Below are 22,612 nucleotides of genomic sequence, written 5' to 3'. Positions count from 1 at the left end.
CGTGAGCGCGCGGACCCGCATCGTCGGATGGGTGCTCCTGGTGGTCGCGCTCGCGCTGGGCGTGGCCTCCTCGGCCACCTGGTCGCTGCTGGTCACCCGGCTCAACGACAGGGTCACCGGCGAACTGGAGAACGAGGCCGAGAAGTTCCGCGCCTTCGCGGAGTCGCAGGACACCGTGGCGAGGGACGTCCGGCAGCTGCTGACGGACTACCTCGCCGTCACCTCCCCCGACCGGAACGAGACCTACTTCTCCGTGGTCGGCGGCAAGGCCGACCGGTACAGCTCGGTGCCCGCCCCCGCGGAACTGCACACCGACCGCGGCCTGGTCGCCCAGGCCGCCGAGGCGCACGCCTCCCGGATGGGCTGGGCCTCCAGCACGGCCGGAAAAGTGCGCTACCTGGCGGTGCCCGTCCGGGTCACCGGCGACCCCAGGCGCGGCGCGCTCGTCGTCGGCCTCTTCTACGACCGGGAGCGCCGCGAGGTCGCCGACGTGATGCGGGTGCTCGGCGGGACGTCCCTGGCCGCCGTGGGCGTCGCCGGGATCGTCGCCTGGCTGGTCTCCGGCCGGGTCCTCGCCCCGGTGCGGCTGGTGCGCACCACCGCCGAGCAGATCAGCGGCTCGTCCGACCTCAGCCGCCGCCTCACCGTGCCCGGCCACGACGACGTCTCCGCGCTGGCCGGGACGTTCAACCGCATGCTGGACCGGCTGGAACGCGCCTTCGCCGTCCAGCGGGAGTTCCTCGACGACGCCGGGCACGAACTGCGCACCCCGCTCACCGTGGTGCGCGGGCACCTGGAGCTGATGGGCGACGACGACCGCGAGGAGACCCTCGACCTGGTGATGGACGAGCTCGGCCGGATGAACCGCATCGTCGAGGACCTCCTGCTGCTGGCCCGCTCGGAGCAGCCGGGCTTCCTCAAGCCCGGAACGGTGCCCGTCGCCGAACTGACCGTGGACGTCCTGGCCAAGGTGCGGACCCTGGGCGCACGCGAGTGGCGGCTGGACGAGGTCGCCGACGCCCACGTCACCGCCGACGGGCAGCGCCTCACCCAGGCGCTCCTGCAGCTCGTCGCCAACGCCGTCCGGCACACCGCCGACGGCGGCCGGGTCGGCATCGGCACCGCCCTCCGGGACGGCGGGCTGGCGCTGTGGGTGCGCGACGACGGGCCCGGCGTGCCGCCGGAGCTGCGCGAGCGGATCTTCGAGCGGTTCGTGCACGGCGAGCGCAACGGCACCGGCCTGGGCCTGGCCATCGTCAGCTCCATCGCCCACGCGCACGGCGGCCGCGTCACGGTCGGGGACGCCCCGGGCGGCGGCGCCCTCTTCACCATCACCATCCCGGCCGTCCAGGAGGAGGAGGCAGACGGTGAACCGGATACTCATCGCTGAGGACGAGGACCGCATCGCGTCCTTCGTGGACAAGGGCCTGCGCAAGCAGGGCTTCGTCACCACGATCGTCCCCGACGGGGTGAGCGCCTACGAGTTCGCCCTCAGCGGCCAGTTCGACCTGCTCGTCCTGGACATCGGGCTGCCGGGCCGCGACGGGTTCACCGTGCTGCGGATGCTGCGCGAGGCGAGGGTGACCATCCCCGTGGTCATCCTGACCGCCCGCGGCAGCGTCGCCGACACCGTGGCGGGCCTGGAGAGCGGCGCCGACGACTACCTGGCCAAACCGTTCGCCTTCGAGGAGCTGCTGGCCCGCATCCGGCTGCGCCTGCGGCCCGAACGCGCGCCCGAGACCACCGCGCTGAAGGCCGGTGACCTCACCCTGGACCTGCGGACCCGCCGCGCCCACGTCGGCGGCCGCGCCGTCGAGCTGTCCAGCCGCGAGTTCGCCCTCGCCGAGTTCCTGTGCCGCAACCCCGACCAGGTCCTCACCCGCGAGCAGATCCTCAGCCACGTGTGGGGCTTCGACTTCGACCCCGGCTCCAACGTCGTCGACGTCTACATCCGCTACCTCCGCCGCAAGCTCGGCGCCTCCCGCATCGAGACGATCCGCGGCACCGGCTACCGGCTGCGCCCCCTCGACGGCCGATGAGAGCCCTCTCATCGGCCTCTCACCGTGGCTCCATCGCCGGACCGCAGCCTGGGACCAGCGCCCCCGGACAGGCCGGGGGACGTCCTGGAGGTCACCGTGATCCTGCTGCTCCAACGGTTCTGCCTGGCCCTGGCCCTGGCCTTCGGCCTCACCGCCACCGCCGCCCTCCTGCCCCTCGAGACCCCCTCCGGCACCCCCCTCCTCACCGGCGCCGCCCACGCGGACGACGATGACGACGCGGATGACGAGGACGACCGCGACGACCGCGACGACCGCGACGACCGCGACGACCGCGACGACGAGAACGACCGGGACGACGACAAGGGTGACCGCGACGACGACCGGGACGACCAGAACGATCGCGACGATCAGAACGACCGCGACGACAAGAGCAACAAGGACGACGAAGACGACAAGGACGACCGCGACGACCGGGGCGGTGACCGCGGTGAAGGCGGGACCCGGTCGCAGGGCACCCCGCAGCAGTCCCGGAACGACGGCCGGGACGACGACGACCGCGGCGAGGACGCCCCCGCCGTCGCGCCGGCCGTGCTCGACGACGATGACGATGACGACGACCACGGTGACGACCGCGAGGATGACGGCGCCGTCCCGCGGGGCGGTGTGGACACCGGGGCGGGCGGCACCTCCGAGGGCGGTCTTCCCGGACCCGGCGTGCTGATCCCGCTGGGCGCGGGGCTGACCCTGGCCACCGCCGCGGGCGTCTTCGCCCTCCGCCGCCGCCCCCAGAACGACTGATCATGCGGAGATCCCGTCAGGGACGGAGCGGCCGCGCCTTCCTCGCGGCCGCTCTCTGCGCGCTTCCCGCCCTCGTCTCGTGCGCGGCCGCGCCCGCGGGAGCACCCCAGTCCGCCGCGGTCGTGAAGACCGCCGGGCCCGCGCGCTCCGCGGCGGACCCGGAGCGGAACGAGCGGGACAAGCGGGACGAACAGCCCGAACGGACCGGTCGGCCCGAACAGCCCGAGCGGCCCGATCGGCCTGAGCGGCCCGCGGCCCGGGTGGGCGATCCGGTGCGGCTGCGCATCCCGGCGATCGGCCTGTCCGCACCGGTGGTCCCCCTCGGCCTGGACGCGGCGGACAGGCTGATCGCGCCGGAGCGGTTCGACCTGGTCGGCTGGAACCGGGCGGGACCCGAGCCCGGCGAGCGGGGCACGGCGGTCATCGCCGGCCACGTCGACTCCCGGTCGGGCCCGGCGGTCTTCTACCGGCTGAGGTCGCTGCGGCCGGGCGACCTCGTCCACGTCCGGGACGAGCGGGGCCGCGACTTCACGTTCGCGGTGCGCCGGCTGGCCCGCTACCCCAAGGACGAGGTGCCCGACGAGGTCTACGCCCCGGCCGGGCGGCCCGAGCTGCGCCTGATCACCTGCGGCGGCGAGTTCGACGACGGCAGGGGCTCCTACCGCGACAACGTCGTCGTCTACGCCGGGCCGGCGTGACGGTCCTGGAGCAGGGCCGGGGCCTCCTCGGCCTCGACGATCTTCAGGAGCTCGTTCAGGGACTCGCGCAGGTAGTCCACGAGGTTCCAGGTGTCGGGCACCAGGTCGGGGCAGGCGATGACGCCGACGTCGAGGTTGCCGTCGTAGGAGAAGACGGTGATGTTCACCCCGCCGGTGACGTCGCTGATCACCGAGGCCGGGTAGTAGGCCAGCACGCGCGCGCCCCGCGCGTACAGCGGCTGCTGCGGTCCCGGCACGTTGGAGACCAGCAGGTTCACCGGGTTGATGGCGGGCGCGACCTGCATGGCCAGCCGGGTGGCCAGCCCCGACAGGGCGGCCGGCATCAGCGCGCTGACCTCCTCGAACCAGCTGCCGCGCGAGACCGCGAACCGGCGCTTGACGTTCACCATCGCGGCCCGCACCGCCAGGAACCGCTCGGTGGGGTCGGCGATCTGGACGGGCAGCGGCGCGAACATCGCCGACAGCGCGTTGCCGTCGCCGCACTCGGCGCGGCGCCGCATCGAGACCGGGACGCAGGCCACCAGCGGCCGGTCGGGCAGCGCGTCGTGGTCGAGCAGCCACTGGCGCAGCGCGCCGGTGCACATCGCCATCACCACGTCGTTGACGCTGACGCCCAGGGCGCGGCGCACCTTCTTCACGTCCTCCAGCGGCAGCGAGCCGAACGCGAAGGCGCGGTGCTGGGAGATGGGCGCGTTGAACGGGGTGCGCGGCGGCGGGCTCTGCGCCTCGGTGGGGGCGGGCTGCCGCTGGCCCAGCACCGAGCGCACCGCGCGCGACATCTCCCGCACGCCCGGCAGCCCGCCGATGACGGGCAGCTGGTCGAGGTGGCCGGCGGTGCGCACGAGCGCCTCGGTGGAGCGGACGGGGTGCAGGGCGAAGCGGGTGACGCCGCGGGTGAGCATCGGCAGCAGTTCGGGGCGCAGCTCCTTCTCCTGCGGCGGCGCGGGCGGCGTGGCGGCCTCCGGCTGCAGGTCGAGCAGCGCGGCGAGCAGCTCGGCGGCGAGCACCCCGTCGACGCACGCGTGGTGCACCTTGGCGTAGATGGCGGCGCGGCCCCCGGCCAGGCCCTGGATGAGGAACAGCTCCCACAGCGGGCGGCGCCGGTCCAGCGGGCGCTCGTGGATGCGCGCGACCTCGGCGCCGAGCTGCAGGTCGTCGCCCGGTGCCGGCAGCGCCACCTCGTGCACGTGCCGGCCGGGGTCGAAGTTCGGGTCGTCCTCCCAGTAGGGCCGGTCGAGCCGGAACGGCACGGAGGCGAGCCTGCGCCGCAGCGGCTTGGCGAGGTGGGCGCGCTCCCTGATGAGGTCGACCATGTCGCCCCTGGTGAGCCTGCCGTCGGCGCACAGCGTGGTGTCGAGGATGGCGAGCCCCCCGATGTGCGAGAGCGTCCTGCGCGACTCGATGTCGAGGAAGTTCGTGTCCACCGCGGTGAGTTGGCCCATCAGTTTCATGCCCCGTCTGCTCGCCGGCCCCTGCGTCCCACCCCTAGAGCTATGCCGTGAAAGCGCGGCCGTCAACAGAGGTCAAGGATTAATAACAATGACTTAACCCAGGTTTCCTCGACCGGGTGAGTTACGCAAACGGGCCGCGTCCTCTTCCTGTCCGGAAGGGGACGCGGCCGCGGCGGGCTCAGCCGGCGCAGGCGTCGAACCCGCGCCGGAACAGTTCCAGCGAACGCCTGGTGGCCTCCTTGACGGCGGCCCTGTCGTCGGCGTCGCGGACGGTGAGCTTGATGAGCTCGAGCGCCTCGCGGGGGTGCGCGTCGTCGTACTCGACGTGCTCGGCGAGCCACGTCGTGGCGTACTCCCGGCCGGCGAGCCGCTCCTTGAAGGCCGGCATGACCAGGCGCGTCCAGTCCCCGGTCGTGCCCTCGATGGCGTAGTTGACGGCGCCGAACGCCTCGGCCACCGAGCCCCGGTAGGAGACCGACCACAGGAACTCGTACAGGGAGGCGACCTCGGGGCACGGGCGGTGCCCGACGATCTCCTCCTCGGTGAGGCCGAGCCCCGCGCCCCAGTCGATGTACCACTGGGCGTGCAGCGCCTCGGTGCGGATGTTGCCGATGAGCCAGTCGCGGGCCAGCAGGTCGCCCGGCGTCTTGCCGTAGGTGGTGCGGCCGAGGTAGACGCCCATGTACTTGGGGAACGACTCGACGACGCAGAAGAACTCGAGGATGACCCGCCGCCAGACCTCGTCGTCGACGCCGCCGTCGACGGTCCCGGTGAAGACGGGGCTGCGGGTGACCGCGTCCCAGTGGGGCTGCAGTTCGCCGAGCATGTCCTCCACCCACGGGGGGTGCGGGGTCTCCGACAGCTCGCGCTTGACGGTGCGGTGGTGCTGGGTCCGGGACGGCGGCCTGGAACGTTCCGTCGTGGTGGTCACTTCGCGGAATCTCCCTCCGTGGGACTACAGGAAGTGGTGACAACTATCAAGTTTGCCACTATTTATGTAAATGCCCCGCTCCCCTTACCCGCCTTGCGGATCAGCCGTAATGGGCAAATAGGACATCTAACCCTCTAGCCGTACATCCGTCCGGCTCGCACAATCGATTTCCCGGAGTTTCCGGCCCCGCGGAACGACGAACAACTGGAGGAACGACCTTGTCCCGGCGCAAGCACGCGGTGGTCGTCGGAGGGAGCCTTGCGGGACTGCTCTCCGCGCGGGTGCTCCTCGACCACTTCGAACAGGTCACCCTGCTGGAACGCGACGGGTTCCCCGACGAGCCGGTGTCGCGGGCCGGCGTCCCGCAGGGCAGGCACCTGCACGTGCTGTGGGAGCACGGGCGCGGCCTGCTCGACGGGCTCCTCCCCGGCCTGGAGGCCGACCTGCTCGCCGGAGGCGCGCCCGACCTGCGGCTGCCCGCGGACTTCCTGTGGCTGACCTCCGGCGGATGGCGGCGGCGCTTCGAGACCACCCGGATGCTCACCTTCAGCCGCGGCCTGCTCGACCACGCGGTCCGCGGCAGGCTGTTCGGCGACCCCAGGCTCGCCGTCCGCACCGGGATCGAGGTCACCGGGCTCACCGGGGACGAGTCCGTCACCGGGGTGCGCTACACCGAGCGCGGCGACGCCGGGCGGGCCGAGGAGCGCATGGCGGCCGACCTGGTCGTCGACGCGACAGGCCGCGGCTCCCACGCGCCGGAGTGGCTGGCGGAGCTCGGCCGCCCCCTCCCCCGCGAGACGAAGATCGACCCGCTGCTGGGGTACGCGAGCCGCTACTACGCCGTCCCGGACGGCTTCGACCCCGGATGGAAGGCGCTGTACCTCCAGGCGGGCCCGCCGGAGGCCAAGCGCACCGGCGGGCTGTTCCCGCAGGAGGGCGGCCGGTGGATCTGCAGCCTGAGCGGCGCGGGCGGCGACTACCCGCCCACCGACGACGAGGGCTACCTGGAGTACGCGCGGGGGCTGCGCGACCCCGTCCTGTACGAGGCCATCAGGGAAGCCGAGCCGCTCACGCCCGTGGTGTCCTTCCGCCGCACCGCGGGCCACCGCCGCCACTACGACCGGATGCGCTCCTGGCCCGCGGGCTTCACCGCGATCGGCGACTCCGTCTGCGCCTTCAACCCCATCTACGGGCAGGGCATCACCGTCGCCGCCATCAGCGCGCTGGAACTCGACCGCATGCTGCGGGAGGGCCGGAGCACCCGCTGGTTCCAGAAGCGGGCCAAGCGGGCGGGCGCGGGCGCCTGGCTGATCTCCACCGGGGAGGACCGCCGCTACGCCGAGACGCAGGGTCCGCGCGTCCTGCCCCACACGCGCCTCATCAACGCCTACGTCGACCTCGCCGTGCGGGCCGCCAACACCGACCCCGACAGCTGCGCCGACATGCTGGACGTGCTGGGGCTGGCCAAACCGCCGACCTCCCTGTTCCGCCCCGCCTCGCTGGCGCGGATCGTGGCGAACCGGAACAGACCTGTGGCGTCCGCGCCCCTGCGGCCTGAGCCCGCGGCAAGGTGAAACCCCCCAAAAATGGGGACGACTCGCTTGTACCAGGACGGCATTTCAACGGCTACGGGTTCGTAGGTTAGGTTCTCAGGCATGAGTGAGATCGTGTATCCCCCGGTGATCACCGCTGCCAAGGCCATGTTCCGGGTGCTCGGGCTGAAGATCAAGGTCGAGGGTCACGAGCACATTCCCGCCACCGGCGGAGCGGTGATCTCCTGCAACCACATCTCCTATCTGGACTTCATCTTCACCGGCCTGGGCGCCCACCCGGCCGGGCGGCTGGTGCGCTTCATGGCCAAGAAGGAGGTCTTCGACCACAAGGTCTCCGGCCCCCTCATGCGCGGCATGCACCACATCCCCGTCGACCGGGAGAACGGCGCGTCCTCCTACATCGCGGCGCTGAAGGCGCTGAAGGGCGGCGAGGTCGTCGGCGTGTTCGCCGAGGCCACCATCAGCCGGTCCTTCACCGTCAAGGAGATCAAGAGCGGCGCCGTGCGCATGGCCGTCGCCGCCAAGGTCCCGCTCATCCCGATGGCCGTCTGGGGCACCCAGCGGTTGTGGACCAAGGGCCGCAAGCGCAAGCTGTGGCAGCGCGGCACCCCGGTCGTGATCCTGGTCGGCGAGCCGATGCACCCCAAGCGCGGCGACGACTACGAGCAGGTCGCCAAGGAGCTGCACGAGCGCATGCAGGCGCTCGTCGACCGCGCCCAGCGCGAGTACCCCGTGGACGGCACCGGCCAGTGGTGGCAGCCCGCCCACCTCGGCGGCACCGCGCCCACCCCGGAGCAGGCCGAGGCCCTGGACGAGGCCGAGCGCGCCGAGCGCGCCGCCCGCAAGGCGCGGGAAGAGTAGGCCATTTCATAGCAATTGGCTCTGTATGCCCAGGTCAGCAGGCCGCAGACTGAGGACATGACCGACCTGCGCCCGGAGACCCGCGCCGTCCACATCCCCATCATCGAGCCCGAAGGCAGCCGCCCCCTGGGCATGCCGATCTACCAGGGGCACCTGTTCGCCTTCGACAGCGCCCAGGGCATGGCCGAGGCGTTCGACGGCCCGGACCGGCCGCCGTTCTACAGCCGGCTCGGCAACCCCACGGTGAAGTCGTTCGAGACCGCCGTCGCCGATCTGGAGGGCGGCGCCGGGGCCCTGGCCACCGCCTCCGGCATGGGCGCGATCAACGCGGTCCTGCACGGCCTCCTGAAGGCCGGCGACCACGTCATCGCCCAGAGCTGCCTCTACGGCGGCACCTACGGCTCCTTCCAGACGCTGGCGGCCAAGTGGGGCGTCGAGGTCACCTACGTCTCGGGTGAGGACCCCGCCGAGATCACCGCGGCGCTCCGCCCCGGCACCCGGCTGCTCTACCTGGAGACCATCGCCAACCCCACGACCCGGGTCGCCGACCTGCCCGCCCTGCTCGCCGCGGCGGGGCCCGGCGTCAAGAAGGTCGTCGACAACACCTTCGCCACCCCGCTGCTGTGCCGCCCGCTGGAGCACGGCGCGGACGTCGTCGTCCACTCCGCCACCAAGTACATCTGCGGCCACGGCGACGTGGTGGCGGGCGTCGCGGTCTTCGCCTCCGAGGACGACCACCGCGCGGTCTGGAAGGAGGCGATCGAACTCGGCATGACCCTCGACCCGTTCGCCGCCTTCCTCCTGCTGCGCGGCCTGGCCACGCTGGGCCTGCGCGTGCCCCGCCACTGCGCCAACGCCCTCCACCTGGCCAAGGAGCTCGCCGCCCACCCGAAGGTCGAGCGCGTCTCCTACCCGTCCCTGCCCGACCACCCCGACCACGAGGTCGCGCAGCGCCTGCTGGACGGCGGCCAGGGCGGCGGCGTCCTGGCCTTCGACCTGCGCGGCGGCCGCGACGCGGGCCGCCGCTTCATCGAGTCCACCGAGCTCATCGCCCTGACGGCGTCGCTGGGCGAGGCCAAGACCCTGGTCATCCACCCCGCCAGCACCTCCCACCGCATGTACTCCGCACAGGCGCTGGAGGCCGCGGGCTTCACCGAGGGCACCGTCCGCCTCGCCGTCGGCATCGAGCACCCCGACGACCTCTGGCAGGACATCGCCCAGGCCCTTGACCGAATCTGACCTCATCCGGTCACGGCCCGACTACCGGACGGGCCGTGACCGACCGCGGTCGCGCCGGGCTCCCCGCCGTACCGTCCGCGGGCCGCGGAACCCGGCGGGCGGTCAGCGGTAGGAGTCGACGAGCCGGGCCAGATGCCTGCCCGCCAGGCGCAGCGGGCTCTCACTCCGGGACACCTGGGCGGACATCTCCGCGCCTTCCAGGGTGTTGACCACCGTGTGCGCGAGATCGCGGGCGACGTCCTCGGCCAGACCGGAACGGCGGAGCTTGTCCTCGACCAGGCCGCGCCAGTGCGCGAAGGCCTGCTCGGCGGCGTGCTGGATGTCCGGCACGCGCCCGGCGCTCTCCAGCGCGGTGGTGATGATGGGGCAGCCGTCCCGCCATCCGGAGTCGCGCAGGCCCTCCGCCAGCTCGTCGGCGCACGCGATGATCGCCTCCGCCGGGTCCTCCACCCGCCCCAGCACGGCGCGCAGGAGATCGGCGAACTCCTCGTCCCCGTGGCGGACGGCCGCGACCGCCAGCTCCGTCTTGCCCCCCGGGAAGAAGTGGTAGACCGAGCCGAGGGTGGCCTGGGCCTCCTGTGAGATCTGCTTGAGTCCGGTCGCCTCGTACCCCTGCCGTTGCATGAGGCGGGAGGTCGCACGGACGATCCGTTCCCTGGTGCCGATCTCGTGCCTGGTCCGCATGGCCCCATCTTAATGGATAGAGCGTTCGTTCCAGTGGTGTGCTAGCGTCATCCCTAAATAGAGCGTTCGTTTTAGTCAGAGGAGAAGACCCATGACCGTCGCATCCGTGACCGTGATCGGCCTCGGCCCCATGGGGCAGGCGATGGCCGGCGCCTACCTGGACCAGGGCTACGAGGTCACCGTGTGGAACCGCACGCCGGGCAGGGCCGACGGGCTGGTGGTCCGCGGCGCCCGCCGTGCCGAGACCGTGGCGGCCGCGCTCGGGGCCAACGACCTGGTGGTGCTCAGCCTGACCGACCACGCCGCCGCGCGCGCGATCCTCGAGCAGGCGCCCGCCGCCCTGTCCGGCCGGACCCTGGCCAACCTCACCTCCGACACCCCGGACAGGGTCCGCGAGACGGCGGAGTGGGTCGCCGCCCGCGGAGGCGTGCAGATCACCGGCGGCGTGCAGGTGCCGCCCCCGGGTATCGGCACCCCGGAGGCCCTGACGTACTACAGCGGCCCCCGGGAGGCGATCGAGGCCCACCGGACCGCCCTGGAGGTCCTGACCGGCATCGACTACCTCGGCGAGGACCCCGGCCTGGCCGCGCTGTACTACCAGATCGGGATCGACATGTTCTGGACCGGCCTGGTCGGCTACCTGCACGGCCAGGCGGTGGCGCGGGCCAACGGCATCTCGGCGCGGGAGTTCCTCCCCCACGCCATCAAGACCATGGACTTCCAGTACTTCCTGGAGTTCTACGCCCCCCGCATCGACGCCGACCACCACGCGGGAGACGTGGACACCCTGGCCATGGGCGCGGCCAGCCTCGAACACGTACTGCACACCGCGCAGGCGTCCGGCGTGGACGGCTCCGTCCCGGCGGCGATCCTGGAGCTCTTCCGCCGCGGCACCGCCGCAGGCCACGGCCAGGACAGCCTCACCAGCCTGACCGAGGTGCTGAGGCCATGACGCCCTGGACGGGGCCCGCTGGGAAAGCCCGGCCGGGACACGGTGTCATGCCGCCCGTTCCGGCCTCCGGAGCACCTCGGTGAGGGCCGAGATGCTGTGTTCGCCGTGGCCCGCCTCCGCCGCCCGCTTCACCAGTCCGTTGAGGGGCGCGAGCCACTCGACGTCGACGTTCGCCTCCTCGGCCAGCTCCTCGTCGTAGGAGGCACCGGCGAGGAAGAGGTTCACCGAGGAGGCGGCGTCGGTGTAGTCGCCGCTGTCGATCTCCTCGGCGTAGGTCGGCAGCAGGGACTTGATCATGTCCAGCCACTTGCCGGTGAACCGGACCATGGAGGCCGCCTCGAGCCCGCGCGCCCGGACGGCGGCGGCGCCCTGGAAGAAGCCGACGAGCGCGGGCAGCAGGACGGCGCCCACCGCCATCTCGTAGAGGGCGGCGAGGTCGGCCTCGTCGCCGAGGTGGACGGTGTCGCCGCCCAGCACCCTCAGCGTCGCCTCGAACTCCTCGAAAACGCTCCGGTCGCCGCTGTAGTACAGCAGCGTGTCCGGCGCCCCCACGGCGGAAGGCACGTTCTTGACCGCTCCAGCGAGGAACCGGGCGCCGTGGCCGGCGGCCCAGGCCGCCGTCTCGCGTGCACCGGCCGGGGAACCGCTGTTCAGGGTGACGAGGGCGCGTCCGCGCAGCGACGCGGCGGCCGGCTCCAGGGCCGTCCGGGTGTCCTCGAAGGCGGTCAGGCAGGTGACGATCAGGGGGCCGGCCGCCACCGCGTCCTCGACGGCCGCCGCATGCCGGGCTCCTTTGGCGACCAGAGGCGCGGCCTTGGCCGCGGTCCTGTTCCAGACGGTGGTCGGGTGCCCGGCCTCGAGGAAGGCCTCGGCCAGCGCCGTACCCATCGAGCCCAGTCCGATGACGACCACGGGTGTCCGGTTTGCCCCATGCATATGTGTACTCCAGTCATGAAAAAGGCGAAAAGTGGCGATCGTGCTGCTTTCAGCACCATGACGCTTCGCCTGTTTCATGCTGGACCTTGTACAGACATTCGATCAAGTACCTACAATTTTGTCAGGTACTAACAGAAATGTAAGTGTGAGGGGTCGATGAAGGAGACGAAGCGGGCGTTCACCTGCGGGCTCGACGCCGCCATCGCCGTCATGGGCGGCAAGTGGAAGGGGCTGATCCTGTTCGCGCTCCAGGACGGCCCCCTGCGCTTCGGGCAGCTGCGGCGCGCGGTGCCCGGCATCAGCGAGCGGGTGCTGATCCTGCAACTGCGGGAGATGGAGACCACCGGACTGCTGCACCGCGAGAGCTATCACCAGGTCCCGCCGAAGGTGGAGTACTCGCTGACCGAGTTCGGGCATTCCCTCAACACCGCGATGGGACCGCTCGGCCAGTGGGGCGAGGACAACATCGAGCGCATCGAGGCCGTCCCCTGGGACCAGATGCGGTGACCGGCGCTCGCGCACCAGACGCGTTCACCGGTCAGGTGGCCTCGCCGTAGGACGCGGGAGGGAGGCCGGGAGCGCGAAGCCTGCCTGGGGAGACGCCGAAGGCCCGTTTGAAGGCTCGGGAGAAGGCGGCCTCGGACTGGTAGCCGAAGCGGTGGGCCACGGCGGAGAGCGGGTCGCGGGTGTCCTGGAGATGGGTGCGGGCCAGGTCCAGCCGCCAGGAGGCGAGGTAGGCCATGGCCGGTTCGCCGACGAGGGAAGTGAACCGCGCGGAGAAGGCCGAACGGGACATGCCCGCCTCGGCCGCGAGGGCGGCGACGGTCCACGGGCGCTCCGGAGAGCGGTGGACGACGGCGAGGGCGCGGCCGATGTGCTCGTCGCGCAGGGCGGCCAGCCAGCCCTCGCGGGCCTGCGGGGCGGAGTCCAGCCACATGCGGATCGCCTGGACGACCAGGACGTCGGCCAGTCGCGTCATGACGGTCTCCCCGCCGGGGCGCACCGCGAGGGCCTCGCGGGCGATGAACCGCAGAGTGCTCGCGAGCCAGCCCTCCTCGTCGTCCCACGCGTCGATGTGCAGGACGTCGGGGAGCTGCGCGACGAGGCGGCGGGCCGCGCCGTGGTCGAAGCGCATGACGGCGTAGGTGACGAGCGCGGCCTCGCCGCCCCCGCCGTGGCGCATGAACTCGTAGCGCTCGGTGACCTGCTCGACCGGGATGTCGAAGAGGGGGACGATCCCGGCCCCGGGGCCGCTGCGCAGACGGTGCGGGACGCCGTGCGGGATCAGGGTGAGGCTCCCCTGACGCAGCGGGATCGGCTCGGCGTCACCGACCTCCAGCAGGCACCGGCCCGCCGTGACGACCTGCAGCGTCATGGAGCCCGGCAGCTCGGGCACCTCCACGCCCCAGGGCGCGGTGAGCTCCGCACGGCAGTAGAGCGTGCCCGTCAGACGCAGCTGGTGCAGGACCTCGCCGAGCGGGTCGGCGGCGGACGGGAAGGGTCGGGCGGCCTGCGGCATGGCCGCCATGCTGCCACCGCGCGCCCGCCCGTCCAAGAGCCGAGACGAACGGGCACGGAACCTGGACGATCTGTCATTGAGCGTCCCCCCGACCTGGAGAACCCTGGATCCAACACCGATTCAGGGAGCCTTCATGGAAACCACGCCCGTGTCCCCGCACGTCCCGGGAGAGAACCGTCCTTCGAGACCGTTGAGGTCCCTGCTGGCCGTCGCGGGCTTGGTGCTGTCCGGCATCGGCGCGGCGACCCTGTTCGCCCCCGAGTCCTTCCACGCGGTGAACGGCATCGTCCTGGACGGCGGGACGGCCCTGCTGAGCGAGAGCCGCGCGGCGGGCGGCCTGCTGCTGTCGTCCGGCGTGCTCATCACGCTCGGTGCCTTCGTCGCCCGCCTGACCCGCACCGCGACCGCCGTCGGCGCCCTGGCCTACCTGTCGTACGCCCTGTCCAGGCTGCTGAGCGCCGCCCTCGACGGGCTCCCCCCGGGCGGCCTCGTCGTCGCGGGCCTGGTCGAACTCGTCCTCGGCCTGGCCTGCGCCGCCTTCCTCGTCCGGGCCCCGTCCCGCGGCTGATCCCGCACCGGCACGCCGAGCGCACCGCCGTCCCCGCGGACGAGGGCCGTGAGGAAGAGGGGAAGGAGGGTGGTGGCGGTGAGGAAGAGAGTGGCCATGTCAGGCTCCGATCGCATGAGGGATGACGGCCCAGAGGGTTTTGCCGGGATCGGGAGGCGGGGCCGGGCTGATGCCGTGGCGGGCGGAGAAGGCGGCTACGAGATAGAGGCCACGGCCGGTTTCGCTGAGGTCGTCGGGGAGGGACGGAACAGGCGGCCGGTCCGGGGCCGGGTCGTGGCATTCGAGGCGGACTCCGGCGGGCGTCCAGGCGATGCCGAGACGGACGGGGCCACCGGGGGCGGCCTGGCAGGCGTTGGCGAAGAGTTCGGCCATCACGGTGAGGGGCGCGTCGGGATCGCCCTGCCAGTCCCACAGGTCGAGGACCAGGCGGGTGAGGCGGCGGGCGACGACGGAGCCGTTCTCATAGGCGCGAAGGTGGAGGACGAAGTCCTGCTCGGACGGGTGGGGGTCGCGGGGGCCGGCGCTCGGTGGAGCGGCCACGGCGTCCGCAGTCGGGACGGGGGGATTCTCGGTTCGCATGGGTCGCCTCCTGGTGACGGGATCTGCCGAGTCGCCCGCCATTCTGTGTCGGCGCGACTACGCTTGGCGACGAAATCGGCTCCACAGCCGCCGTCTGGCTCACACAACGTGGTGTGCGGGCCGGGGAGGGGTGTTCCATGGCTGTTCCTCCACCCGACGAATCAGCGCGGGCGTTCTTCGCTTTTCATCTCAAACGGCTGCGCGAGCAGCGGAAGCTCTCCCAACCGGATCTCGGCAGGATGGTGCATGTCTCGGCGAGCCTGATCAGCGGTATCGAGAACTGCGCCCGGACGCCGGGGCTGGTTCTCTCCAAAGCGCTGGACGCCGCGCTCGGAGTGCCTCATTTCTTCGAGGCCCTGCACCCGAGGCTTCTCGAGGAGACCGGCCTGCCGGCGGGTTTCACGGAATTCGCGGACGCAGAGGCCGAGGCGAGCACGCTCAAGATGTACGAGAACTTCGTCATCACCGGCCTGTTCCAGACGGAGGAGTACGCACGGGTCGTCCTCCAGGCGAACGAGCGACCGGACAAGATCGACCACCTGGTCGCCACCCGGGTCGAACGGCAAGAACTGCTGTACGGCGAAGACCCTCCGATGGTCATCGCCCTCCTGGACGAGTTCGCCGTCCGGCGCCCCTTCGGTGGGCGTGAAGTGATGGAGAAGCAGTACACCCACCTGCTCCATCTGGCCCAGAAACCCCGGGCCTCCCTGCACATCGTCCCCGCAGACGCCGAAATCTGCCCCGAAGGCGCGTTCGAGATCCTGAGTTTTCCCGAAAGCCCTCCTGTCGGTTACGTGGAAAGCGCAGGAGGCCGCGGCCAACTCATCGAGATGGGACGTCACGTCGCGCAACTGGATGTACTGTTCGAAATAATCCGGAACAAGGCCCTGTCGGCTGCGGATTCCGAGCGATTCATTCATGACCTCTTGGAGGCCCTGTGAAGGACACCGGCTTCGCTTCTGTCATCTGGCGCAAGAGCACCCACAGTGGCGGCAATTCCGGCCAGTGCGTGGAGGTCGCCGCCCTCCCCGGCACCGTCGGCATCCGCGACAGCAAGAACCCCCACCGCCCCGCCCTGGCCGTGAACCCCCGGGCCTTCGGGCGCCTCCTCCACGAGATCAAAATGACTTGATCTTCAGCCGAGGCGCTTGGGAGCATCCTCGGATGACCGAACCCAGATCCCTTTCCGAAGTCCGAGAGCTCATCGACGGGATCGACGGCGAGCTCGTCCGGCTGCTGGCCGAACGGCAGGGGCTGGTACGGGCCGCCGCGACCTTCAAGAAGGACACGGCGGCCGTCCGTGCTCCCGACCGCGTCGAGCAGGTCATCACGGCGGTGCGCGGCCGCGCCGCCGAGGCCGGGCTCGCCCCCGACGTCGCCGAGGCCGTGTGGCGGGCGATGATCGGCGCCTTCATCGACCTGGAGCTGAAGGAGCACGCGCGGATCCGGGAGGACTCCCCCCTGCGGGAAGACGCGTAGAAGAAGCGGAAGCCCCACCGGGACCGATCCCGCCGCATCCCGCTCAGCTGCGGAGGTTCGGCCTGTGACCGTCCGGAGCCCATCGAGCCGACGGGCCTGCCGTTCCGTAAGCTACGGCCGCGTGAGCGATACCAGGGTCGGCGAGTGGACGCAGCTGAGTGAGATGGACGGCCCGGCGGGGTTCTTGAAGGTCCGTGGCCGCCGGTACCGCTATCCGGACGGCCGCGAGGGCGTGTGGGACGTCCTCGCCGGTGGCGCGACCGTCGCACTCGTCGCCATCACCGAGGACGAGCAGGTGGTGCTGGCCCGCCAGTACCGGCCGGGCCCCGGTCGGATCCTGCTGGAACTGCCGGGCGGAAACGCCGAGGACGGCGAGCCGGTCGAGGCCGCCGCGGCTCGGGAGCTACTGGAGGAGACCGGATACGAGGCGGCCTCGGTCGAGGTCGTCATGCAGACCTACCTCGCCTCGTACGCCTCGCATCGCCGTCACGCGGTCCTGGCCCGCGGATGCCGCAAGGCAGCCGAGCCGAAACCGGACGACGGCGAGTTCGTCGAGACGGTGCTGATGCCCGTACGCGAGTTCCTCGAACATGTCCTCAGCGGCCAGCTGACCGACGCGGACATGGCTTTCGCAGGTCTGACCGCCGCCGGATACCTCAAGCCGACCGTCTGAGCGCCTTGGCGGTGTCCGGCGGCGGCAAGGTCACCTGCGGACCAGACGCCAGAGCGACGTGGTCTCGGCCGCACGGGCGACGTGGAGGGGGTCTGCGGTGTCACGGGCCCGGGAGTGCCGCGGCTTGGTGTCGATTTTGTCCATTATGCAGAGGCCTGCCGTCTCGATGGCGGCCGGCAGTTCGTCACGTGGTCTGAGTTCCAGGCGTTCGGCCAGGTCCGACAGGATGAGCCAGCCTTCGCCGCCCGGTTCCAGGTGGGCGGCGAGCCCGCCGAGGAAACCGTGGAGCATGCCGCCCGCCGGGTCGTAGACGCCCTGCTCCACGGTGGAGGTGGGGTGGGCCGGGAGCCACGGCGGGTTGCAGACGACGAGGTCCGCGCGGCCTTCGGGGAAGAGGGCGGGCCCCACCACGTCGATGCTGCCGGTGAGGTGGAGCCGGCGGAAGTTCTCGCGGGCGCAGGCCAGGGCGCGCGGGCTGATGTCAGTGGCCGTTATGCGGTGGACTCCCCGGCGGGCCAGGACCGCTGCGAGCACTCCCGTCCCCGTGCCGAGGTCGAACGCGGTACGGGGAGCCGGGTCAGGGAGCGGCGCCCGTGCGACCAGGTCGACGTACTCGCCCCGGACCGGGGAGAACACACCGTAATGCGGGTGGATGCGTGCGCCGAGGGCCGGTACCTCCACGCCCTTCGTCCGCCACTGGTGCGCTCCGATCACCCCCAGCAGTTCCGTGAGGGAGACCGCCGTCGGCTCGGACGGCGGACCGTACGCCTCGGTGCAGGCCCTGCGCGTATCGGGTGCCCTGCGCAGGTTCAGAGAGTGATCGTCTTCCAGGAGGACGAGGAGCCTGCCCAGCACACGGGCGCGGTGGCCCCGAGCACGGCGGTGCAGGTGGAAGGTCTCCGCCGGGCCGCCGCCTCCCTGGGGTGGCTTCCGGTCGACGCGGCGGCTCATCGCCTTCAGGAGTTGCCGCGCGTTGTGGAAGTCGCCTCGCCACAACAAAGCGGTGCCCTCACAGGCCAAACGGTAGGCGGCATCCGCTCTCATGCGGTCATCAGCGACGACGACCCACTCCGAGGGCGGCGTCGTGCTCTCGGAATGCCAGCGTGCGGAGTGAAAGATCTCGTTCTCGGTCCAGTGAATCGTGGACACCACGTTCTCCTCGTGGTCGAAAGTGCCGGGACGCGAACGGCACTTCGACGAGGGGCAGGAGAAACGGCCCGTGCTACGGCACGAGCGCGCGTGTCAGGCAGGCGGTGCTACCGCTCCCACGTCGAAGCGCGAGAAGGCAGATCGCCGAGAACCATGCCGAGCGTCACGTCCAGCCCTTTCAGAGAGGTCCGAAGAGAATCGCACGCCGCGCTCCCCGCAGGCAACCGCACAAGAACGCGTCCCGCTGCCCTCCAGGAAAAGGAAATCCGTCAAGAACGACGGGGCGTTCTCCGACATGGCTCGCGTTCCGGGCACCGCCTCGATATCCGCCATGCCGCCGGTTCGACCGGGCCGGTCAGACCGGAGTCCCGCCGGGTTTGCGCCAGACCTGGAAGTCGCCGCCGAAACCGGAGGTCTGGTACCAGCGGGCCGACCGGTGGGAGCCCTCCTGCGCCCGGACGGTCGCACCGATCGGCGTACGGCAGTCGGCCGACGACAAGATCCCGCCATCCCGTTCTGACCGCGAATCTCCGGCCGCAGGAGTCTCCTCCACGAGAGCGAAATGCCTTGTTCTTCGGCTGCCGACCGAACGGCAGAGGCTGTGCGGGCCGGGTTCGGACGCCGGGACTAGGATCTCCGATCACCCCCTCTGCCCTGGAGCGAGCACGTGAGAAGAGCGTTCCTCGGTGTCCTGCTGCTGGCCGTCGGCGCTGTTCCGGGCCCCGCCGGTGCGGCGGCGCCGCGCTGGAAGGTCCATCAGAAGATCAGCGGTGACGTCTTCTTGGATCGTGTCGAGGCGGTCGGCGAGGGTGCCACCTGGTTCTTCGGCTTCGATGACGCCCTTCGGCCGACGTCGTTGCGCTGGGACGGCAAGAAGATCAAGAAGGTCGCTTTTCCCCGAAAGGCCAAAGGTTTCCTTCTCGGCGCCGACTTCGCCTCCGCGGACGACGGCTGGGCCGTGAGCTGGAGTCGCGGCCCGGAGTTCGGCGTGGACATCTTCGTCCTGCGGTGGGGCGGTAAGGCATGGAAGCTCGCCAAGCACGAGTCCGTTCAGGGCGCTGCTCCCGAGATCAAGGCGCTCGGGCGCGGCCGCGTGCTCGTCACCGGGATATTCAAGAACGGGGACACCGAACTGAACTGGTGGTTCGACGGGCGTACCTGGACCGAGAAGAAGGCGAAGCTCCGCCTTCACGACTTCTCCGGACGGTACGCGCTCGGCTGGCGGCCTGCGGGTCAGTCGCTGGTCCGGTGGGACGGGAAGCGCTGGACGAAGGTCCGGGTCGGTGCGCTGCCCGAGCGCGTCAAAGGCCAGCGCGTCGAACTCGACCTGCTGGAGGCGAGGTCGCCCAAGGAGATCTGGCTGACGGCCGCGCGGTACTCGAACAAGACGTCCGCCGTGACCTATCTGCTGCGCTGGGACGGCGAGCGCTGGCGGCGGGAGCGCGTCCCGCTACCTTCCGTTCATTCCAGCATCGACCGGATCGCCTCCGACGGCCGCGGTGGCCTCTGGGCCATCGGTAGCGGCAGGGGCCTCCTTCAGGGCGTGGACGGGCCCGGCGAACCCCTCCTGTACCACCGGCTCCCTTCCGGGAAATGGAGGTCCGTCAAGAACGGCGGGGCCTTCTCGGACATGGCTCGCGTTCCGGGCACCACCTCCCTGTGGGCCGTCGGCGGTCGCCAAGCCTTGGGAACGAGTGCCGTCTTCACCTACGGGAAGGCCCGCTGAAAGGTGCTGCCCGGAACGTTCCCGACCGTCAGGCATGTCGGGTCAGCAGGGCGGAGCCTCGGGCGGAGGCGGTGAGCAGGGTGAGGGCCAGGAGTGATCCCGCCAGGGCGGTCACGGCCAGGGGGTGGGGGCCGGCCGGGGTGTCGCCGTCGCGGACGGCGCCCATGAAGTCCAGGGGGGCCAGGCCGTTGAAGGCGCAGTACCACAGGGCCGGGTAGAGCGCCTGGAACAGGCGGGGGGTGCGGGTGAGCGTGCCCGCGGCCAGGGCGAGGGACGGGATCAGCAGGGCGCCGCCCAGCCAGGCGGTCATGCCGGGGGTGTCGCCGGAGGCGGCCATCCGGACGAGGGGGGTCAGGCCCAGGAGGGCCGTGACGGCCAGGCCGGCGGTCCATTCGGCGAGCAGGCGGCGGTGGGGTGCCGGGTAGGCGCCGATCAGGCTTTCCATGCCGTCGCTCTGGTGGCGGGTGCCCAGTTTCGACCAGAGGAGGACGGGCCAGACCCAGGCCAGCGGGAGGGCCACGGGGGCGACGGAGCCCGACGGGACGGCCAGGCCGACAGCGGCCAGGATCGCGGCGCCCAGCCACCACCATGCGGTGGCTTCCCGGACGATGATGGTCAGTTCGCCGGCCAGCAGCCTGCCGAAGGTGTTCCCGTACGCCGGGGGTGTGGCGGGCAGGCCGCGGTACGCGGGTGCGGGCGGGAGTTCGGGCTCGGTCGCCGGCGTCTGCCGGGGCGTCAGCCGGAAACCACCGCGTGCGGGGTCGAACCGGGTGAACCAGAGGGCGGGCAGCAGTGCCACGAGGAGCGCCGCGACGACGAGCAGCGCCCGGCCGCCCAGGAATTCGGCGGTCAGGGGAAGACCTCCCCATGGGAAGGACTTCAGCGGTTCGGGTTCCTGGGTCAGGCCGAGGCTGAAGGAGCTGTGGCGCTTCCAGATGCCCTGCTCGGTCATCGTGGCGCGGAACGCCCGGATGACGTGCTGGGCGCCGAGGACGTCGACGGGGGCGCGGGCGGACAGCCCGCCGACCGCCACGGTCAGCCACACGAAGAACCAGCCGACGTTGCCGATGCCGCCGCGCAGCAGCGGGAGCGTCTCGAACAGCAGCGCCGCGGCGGCGGTCGCCGCCACCATCGGCAGGGCGATCACGACGAAGGGGGTCAGCAGCGCGATCGGGTCGATCGCGCGGTCCTCGGCGCGGGTGAACTGCATCACCGCCGCCGTCGCCGCCAGGACGCCCACCATCGAGCCGAGCACCATGACGTTGCTGAGGAACTTCGCGGCCAGGTAGGCGGGGGTGCGCAGCGGTGTGGCGGCGACGAGGCGCCCGACGCCGGTGCGTTCGTCGTGCTCTATGGCGCCGCGCACGACGTAGAAGCCGCCGAGGGTCAGCCACAGGGCGGCGGCCAGCGCGGTGGCCGTCCCGACGTAGGCGCTGTCGTAGACGCCCCGGTAGCCGCCGATGTTCAGGATGACGAAGCGGGCCTGGGCGTCGGGGACCGCGAGGTAGCCCAGGACGACCGCCGCGAGCAGCGTCACCGCGTAGACGGGACGGCGCACCCGGTCGCGGAAGTCGCCCAGGGCCGTCCCGCCGATGGTCTGGAGCATCACCGGAAGCCTCCCGAGGCGTGGGACGGGTGCGGGTGGACGAGACCCAGGTACACGTCCTCCAGGTCGGGTGCCGCCGGGACCGCGTCCCGGCTCGGAGGCGCGTCCGAGATCACCCGCATCCGCACGCCCTCCGCCGTGCGCACCATCCGGCTGACCACGTGCCCCATCCGCACGGCGTCCGCCTCGGCCGGGGACACCAGCAGCTCCCAGACGCGGCCGCGCGCCAGGTTCAGCAGCTCGCCCGGGGTGCCGCGGCGCAGCAGCCTGCCGCCCGCCACGACCGCGATGTCGGACGCCACCGACTCGATGTCGGAGACGATGTGCGTGGACAGCATGACGACCCGGTCCGCGGCCAGGTCGGCGAGCATGGTGCGGAACCGGACGCGCTCCTGCGGGTCGAGGCCCGCCGTCGGCTCGTCCACGATGATCACCCGCGGGTCGGCGAGCAGCGCCTGGGCGATCCCGACCCGCCGCAGCATGCCGCCGGAGTACCTGCCCAGCGGGCGCCTGGCCGCCTCGGTGAGGTTCACCGTCTCCAGCAGCTCCGCGATGCGGGCCTTCGACGAGCGCGCCGACATGCCCTTGGCCGCCGCCAGGTAGGACAGGAACTCCCGGGCCGTCAGGTTCGGGTGGGCGCCGAAGTCCTGCGGCAGGTAGCCGAGGTGGCGGCGCAGCGCGTCCGGGCGCGCCACGACGTCGACGCCGTCGAACAGCACCTTCCCGGACGTGGGCCGGGTGATGGTGGCGGCGATCCGCATCAGCGAGGACTTCCCCGCCCCGTTGGGCCCCAGCAGGCCCAGCATCCCCGGCCCGAGGCGCATCGTCATGCCGTCGACGGCGCGCTTGCCGCCCTTGTAGTCCTTGGTGACGTCGATCAGCTCCAGCATCGCCGCGCTCACCCCCCGGCCGTCGGCGTGACGGCGGCCGATGCCGCAACGAATCTGTTCTTCTCGGGAAACATCGCAATCCTCCTGAAGCGCCAGGTCGATCGGCGCCCCCTCAGACTCCTGCACCCCGCGGACCCCCACATCTGCCGTTCGGCAGATATCCGCCACCCGCCCCGACCCGCGACATCCGCCGCCCCGCCACCCGGGCGGCGCACACCCTGCACGCCGCCGACACCGGGACCGCCCCGCCCGCACCCCGGACCCGCCGAGACCGGTGTCGACCGACCGGCGCGCCCGAG

Annotated in this window: 25 protein-coding genes; 15 read left to right on the top strand and 10 right to left on the bottom strand. The window is 71.6% G+C overall.

What is annotated here, in order from left to right:
- Nucleotide 1 precedes the first annotated feature (1 nt).
- The 4 genes from C2865_RS08780 to C2865_RS08765 all read left to right on the top strand — a co-directional run bounded on the left by C2865_RS08780 (nt 2) and on the right by C2865_RS08765 (nt 3,496).
- Nucleotides 2–1,390, top strand: coding sequence for a sensor histidine kinase (locus C2865_RS08780; protein WP_106397859.1), 1,389 nt, complete (start codon nt 2–4; stop codon nt 1,388–1,390).
- Nucleotides 1,368–2,039, top strand: coding sequence for a response regulator transcription factor (locus tag C2865_RS08775; RefSeq protein WP_106397858.1), 672 nt, complete (start codon nt 1,368–1,370; stop codon nt 2,037–2,039). The genes C2865_RS08780 and C2865_RS08775 overlap by 23 nt, the downstream gene beginning before the upstream one ends.
- 96 nt (nt 2,040–2,135) lie before the next feature.
- Nucleotides 2,136–2,798, top strand: coding sequence for a hypothetical protein (locus tag C2865_RS39290; RefSeq protein WP_106397857.1), 663 nt, complete (start codon nt 2,136–2,138; stop codon nt 2,796–2,798).
- 2 nt (nt 2,799–2,800) lie between these two features.
- Nucleotides 2,801–3,496 carry a class F sortase gene (locus C2865_RS08765; protein ID WP_106397856.1) on the top strand — a complete coding sequence of 232 codons (696 nt, stop codon included), beginning with the start codon at nt 2,801–2,803 and terminating at the stop codon, nt 3,494–3,496.
- Here the strand turns inward: C2865_RS08765 and C2865_RS08760 are convergent.
- Entirely contained in the window at nt 3,478–4,968 is a 1,491-nt protein-coding gene (locus C2865_RS08760; RefSeq protein WP_332873343.1) for a WS/DGAT/MGAT family O-acyltransferase, read from the bottom strand. The genes C2865_RS08765 and C2865_RS08760 overlap by 19 nt on opposite strands.
- A gap of 178 nt (nt 4,969–5,146) precedes the next feature.
- The gene (locus tag C2865_RS08755; RefSeq protein WP_198653108.1) at nt 5,147–5,899 is read right to left on the bottom strand and encodes an iron-containing redox enzyme family protein; all 753 of its coding nucleotides are present in this window, start codon (nt 5,897–5,899) and stop codon (nt 5,147–5,149) included.
- Between the two features lie 218 nt (nt 5,900–6,117).
- Between C2865_RS08755 and C2865_RS08750 the strand changes: the two genes are divergently transcribed.
- The 3 genes from C2865_RS08750 to C2865_RS08740 all read left to right on the top strand — a co-directional run bounded on the left by C2865_RS08750 (nt 6,118) and on the right by C2865_RS08740 (nt 9,552).
- Complete coding sequence (locus tag C2865_RS08750) at nt 6,118–7,473, top strand: NAD(P)/FAD-dependent oxidoreductase (RefSeq protein ID WP_106397854.1); 1,356 nt, start codon at nt 6,118–6,120, stop codon at nt 7,471–7,473.
- An 81-nt stretch (nt 7,474–7,554) separates the two neighbouring features.
- On the top strand, nt 7,555–8,313 hold the full coding sequence (locus C2865_RS08745) for a lysophospholipid acyltransferase family protein (RefSeq protein WP_106397853.1): 759 nt from the start codon (nt 7,555–7,557) through the stop codon (nt 8,311–8,313).
- A gap of 57 nt (nt 8,314–8,370) precedes the next feature.
- A complete protein-coding gene (locus C2865_RS08740; protein ID WP_106397852.1) occupies nt 8,371–9,552 on the top strand; it encodes a trans-sulfuration enzyme family protein in 1,182 nt (393 codons plus the stop codon).
- Nucleotides 9,553–9,654: 102 nt separating this feature from the next.
- Here C2865_RS08740 and C2865_RS08735 read toward each other — a convergent pair whose 3' ends face one another.
- Nucleotides 9,655–10,236, bottom strand: coding sequence for a TetR/AcrR family transcriptional regulator (locus C2865_RS08735; RefSeq protein ID WP_106397851.1), 582 nt, complete (start codon nt 10,234–10,236; stop codon nt 9,655–9,657).
- A 91-nt stretch (nt 10,237–10,327) separates the two neighbouring features.
- Between C2865_RS08735 and C2865_RS08730 the strand changes: the two genes are divergently transcribed.
- Nucleotides 10,328–11,188, top strand: a complete 861-nt coding sequence (locus C2865_RS08730) for an NAD(P)-dependent oxidoreductase (RefSeq protein WP_106397850.1) — start codon at nt 10,328–10,330, stop codon at nt 11,186–11,188.
- Nucleotides 11,189–11,233: 45 nt separating this feature from the next.
- On the opposite strand, the gene C2865_RS08725 is transcribed toward C2865_RS08730, so the two are convergent.
- Nucleotides 11,234–12,100, bottom strand: a complete 867-nt coding sequence (locus tag C2865_RS08725; protein ID WP_232835465.1) for an NAD(P)-dependent oxidoreductase — start codon at nt 12,098–12,100, stop codon at nt 11,234–11,236.
- 180 nt (nt 12,101–12,280) lie between these two features.
- On the opposite strand from C2865_RS08725, the gene C2865_RS08720 reads away from it, so the two are divergent.
- Nucleotides 12,281–12,631 (top strand): winged helix-turn-helix transcriptional regulator, encoded by a 351-nt coding sequence (locus C2865_RS08720; RefSeq protein WP_106397848.1) that lies wholly within the window; start codon nt 12,281–12,283, stop codon nt 12,629–12,631.
- Nucleotides 12,632–12,662: 31 nt separating this feature from the next.
- On the opposite strand, the gene C2865_RS08715 is transcribed toward C2865_RS08720, so the two are convergent.
- Complete coding sequence (locus tag C2865_RS08715) at nt 12,663–13,643, bottom strand: AraC family transcriptional regulator (protein ID WP_106398636.1); 981 nt, start codon at nt 13,641–13,643, stop codon at nt 12,663–12,665.
- 133 nt (nt 13,644–13,776) lie between these two features.
- Here C2865_RS08715 and C2865_RS08710 point away from each other — a divergent pair, with 133 nt between their 5' ends.
- Entirely contained in the window at nt 13,777–14,211 is a 435-nt protein-coding gene (locus C2865_RS08710) for a DUF4345 domain-containing protein (protein WP_157963630.1), read from the top strand.
- 99 nt (nt 14,212–14,310) lie between these two features.
- Here C2865_RS08710 and C2865_RS08705 read toward each other — a convergent pair whose 3' ends face one another.
- Complete coding sequence (locus C2865_RS08705; protein ID WP_106397846.1) at nt 14,311–14,790, bottom strand: ATP-binding protein; 480 nt, start codon at nt 14,788–14,790, stop codon at nt 14,311–14,313.
- A 137-nt stretch (nt 14,791–14,927) separates the two neighbouring features.
- Between C2865_RS08705 and C2865_RS08700 the strand changes: the two genes are divergently transcribed.
- The 4 genes from C2865_RS08700 to C2865_RS08685 all read left to right on the top strand — a co-directional run bounded on the left by C2865_RS08700 (nt 14,928) and on the right by C2865_RS08685 (nt 16,942).
- Nucleotides 14,928–15,731 (top strand): helix-turn-helix domain-containing protein, encoded by an 804-nt coding sequence (locus tag C2865_RS08700; RefSeq protein WP_106397845.1) that lies wholly within the window; start codon nt 14,928–14,930, stop codon nt 15,729–15,731.
- Nucleotides 15,728–15,922, top strand: coding sequence for a DUF397 domain-containing protein (locus tag C2865_RS08695; RefSeq protein ID WP_106397844.1), 195 nt, complete (start codon nt 15,728–15,730; stop codon nt 15,920–15,922). Before C2865_RS08700 ends, C2865_RS08695 begins: the two co-directional genes overlap by 4 nt.
- A 32-nt stretch (nt 15,923–15,954) precedes the next feature.
- Nucleotides 15,955–16,269 carry a chorismate mutase gene (locus C2865_RS08690; protein ID WP_106397843.1) on the top strand — a complete coding sequence of 105 codons (315 nt, stop codon included), beginning with the start codon at nt 15,955–15,957 and terminating at the stop codon, nt 16,267–16,269.
- A gap of 121 nt (nt 16,270–16,390) precedes the next feature.
- Nucleotides 16,391–16,942, top strand: a complete 552-nt coding sequence (locus C2865_RS08685; RefSeq protein ID WP_198653106.1) for an NUDIX hydrolase — start codon at nt 16,391–16,393, stop codon at nt 16,940–16,942.
- A gap of 30 nt (nt 16,943–16,972) precedes the next feature.
- On the opposite strand, the gene C2865_RS08680 is transcribed toward C2865_RS08685, so the two are convergent.
- Both C2865_RS08680 and C2865_RS39285 read right to left on the bottom strand, forming a co-directional pair.
- On the bottom strand, nt 16,973–18,091 hold the full coding sequence (locus tag C2865_RS08680) for a methyltransferase (RefSeq protein WP_106397841.1): 1,119 nt from the start codon (nt 18,089–18,091) through the stop codon (nt 16,973–16,975).
- A gap of 355 nt (nt 18,092–18,446) precedes the next feature.
- On the bottom strand, nt 18,447–18,590 hold the full coding sequence (locus C2865_RS39285; RefSeq protein ID WP_157963629.1) for a hypothetical protein: 144 nt from the start codon (nt 18,588–18,590) through the stop codon (nt 18,447–18,449).
- 168 nt (nt 18,591–18,758) lie between these two features.
- Between C2865_RS39285 and C2865_RS08675 the strand changes: the two genes are divergently transcribed.
- On the top strand, nt 18,759–19,817 hold the full coding sequence (locus C2865_RS08675; RefSeq protein WP_106397840.1) for a hypothetical protein: 1,059 nt from the start codon (nt 18,759–18,761) through the stop codon (nt 19,815–19,817).
- A 28-nt stretch (nt 19,818–19,845) separates the two neighbouring features.
- Here C2865_RS08675 and C2865_RS08670 read toward each other — a convergent pair whose 3' ends face one another.
- Both C2865_RS08670 and C2865_RS08665 read right to left on the bottom strand, forming a co-directional pair.
- Nucleotides 19,846–21,423: a hypothetical protein gene (locus C2865_RS08670; protein WP_106398635.1), complete on the bottom strand. Its 1,578-nt coding sequence runs from the start codon at nt 21,421–21,423 to the stop codon at nt 19,846–19,848.
- A complete protein-coding gene (locus C2865_RS08665) occupies nt 21,423–22,313 on the bottom strand; it encodes an ABC transporter ATP-binding protein (RefSeq protein WP_106397839.1) in 891 nt (296 codons plus the stop codon). Before C2865_RS08665 ends, C2865_RS08670 begins: the two co-directional genes overlap by 1 nt.
- Between the last annotated feature and the right edge of the window lie 299 nt (nt 22,314–22,612).

It is taken from the genome of Actinocorallia populi (assembly GCF_002995495.1).
Lineage (GTDB): Bacteria > Actinomycetota > Actinomycetes > Streptosporangiales > Streptosporangiaceae > Actinocorallia > Actinocorallia populi.
The sequence above is the reverse complement of the archived record's forward strand: the minus strand, read 5'-3'. Positions and strand labels throughout refer to the sequence as shown.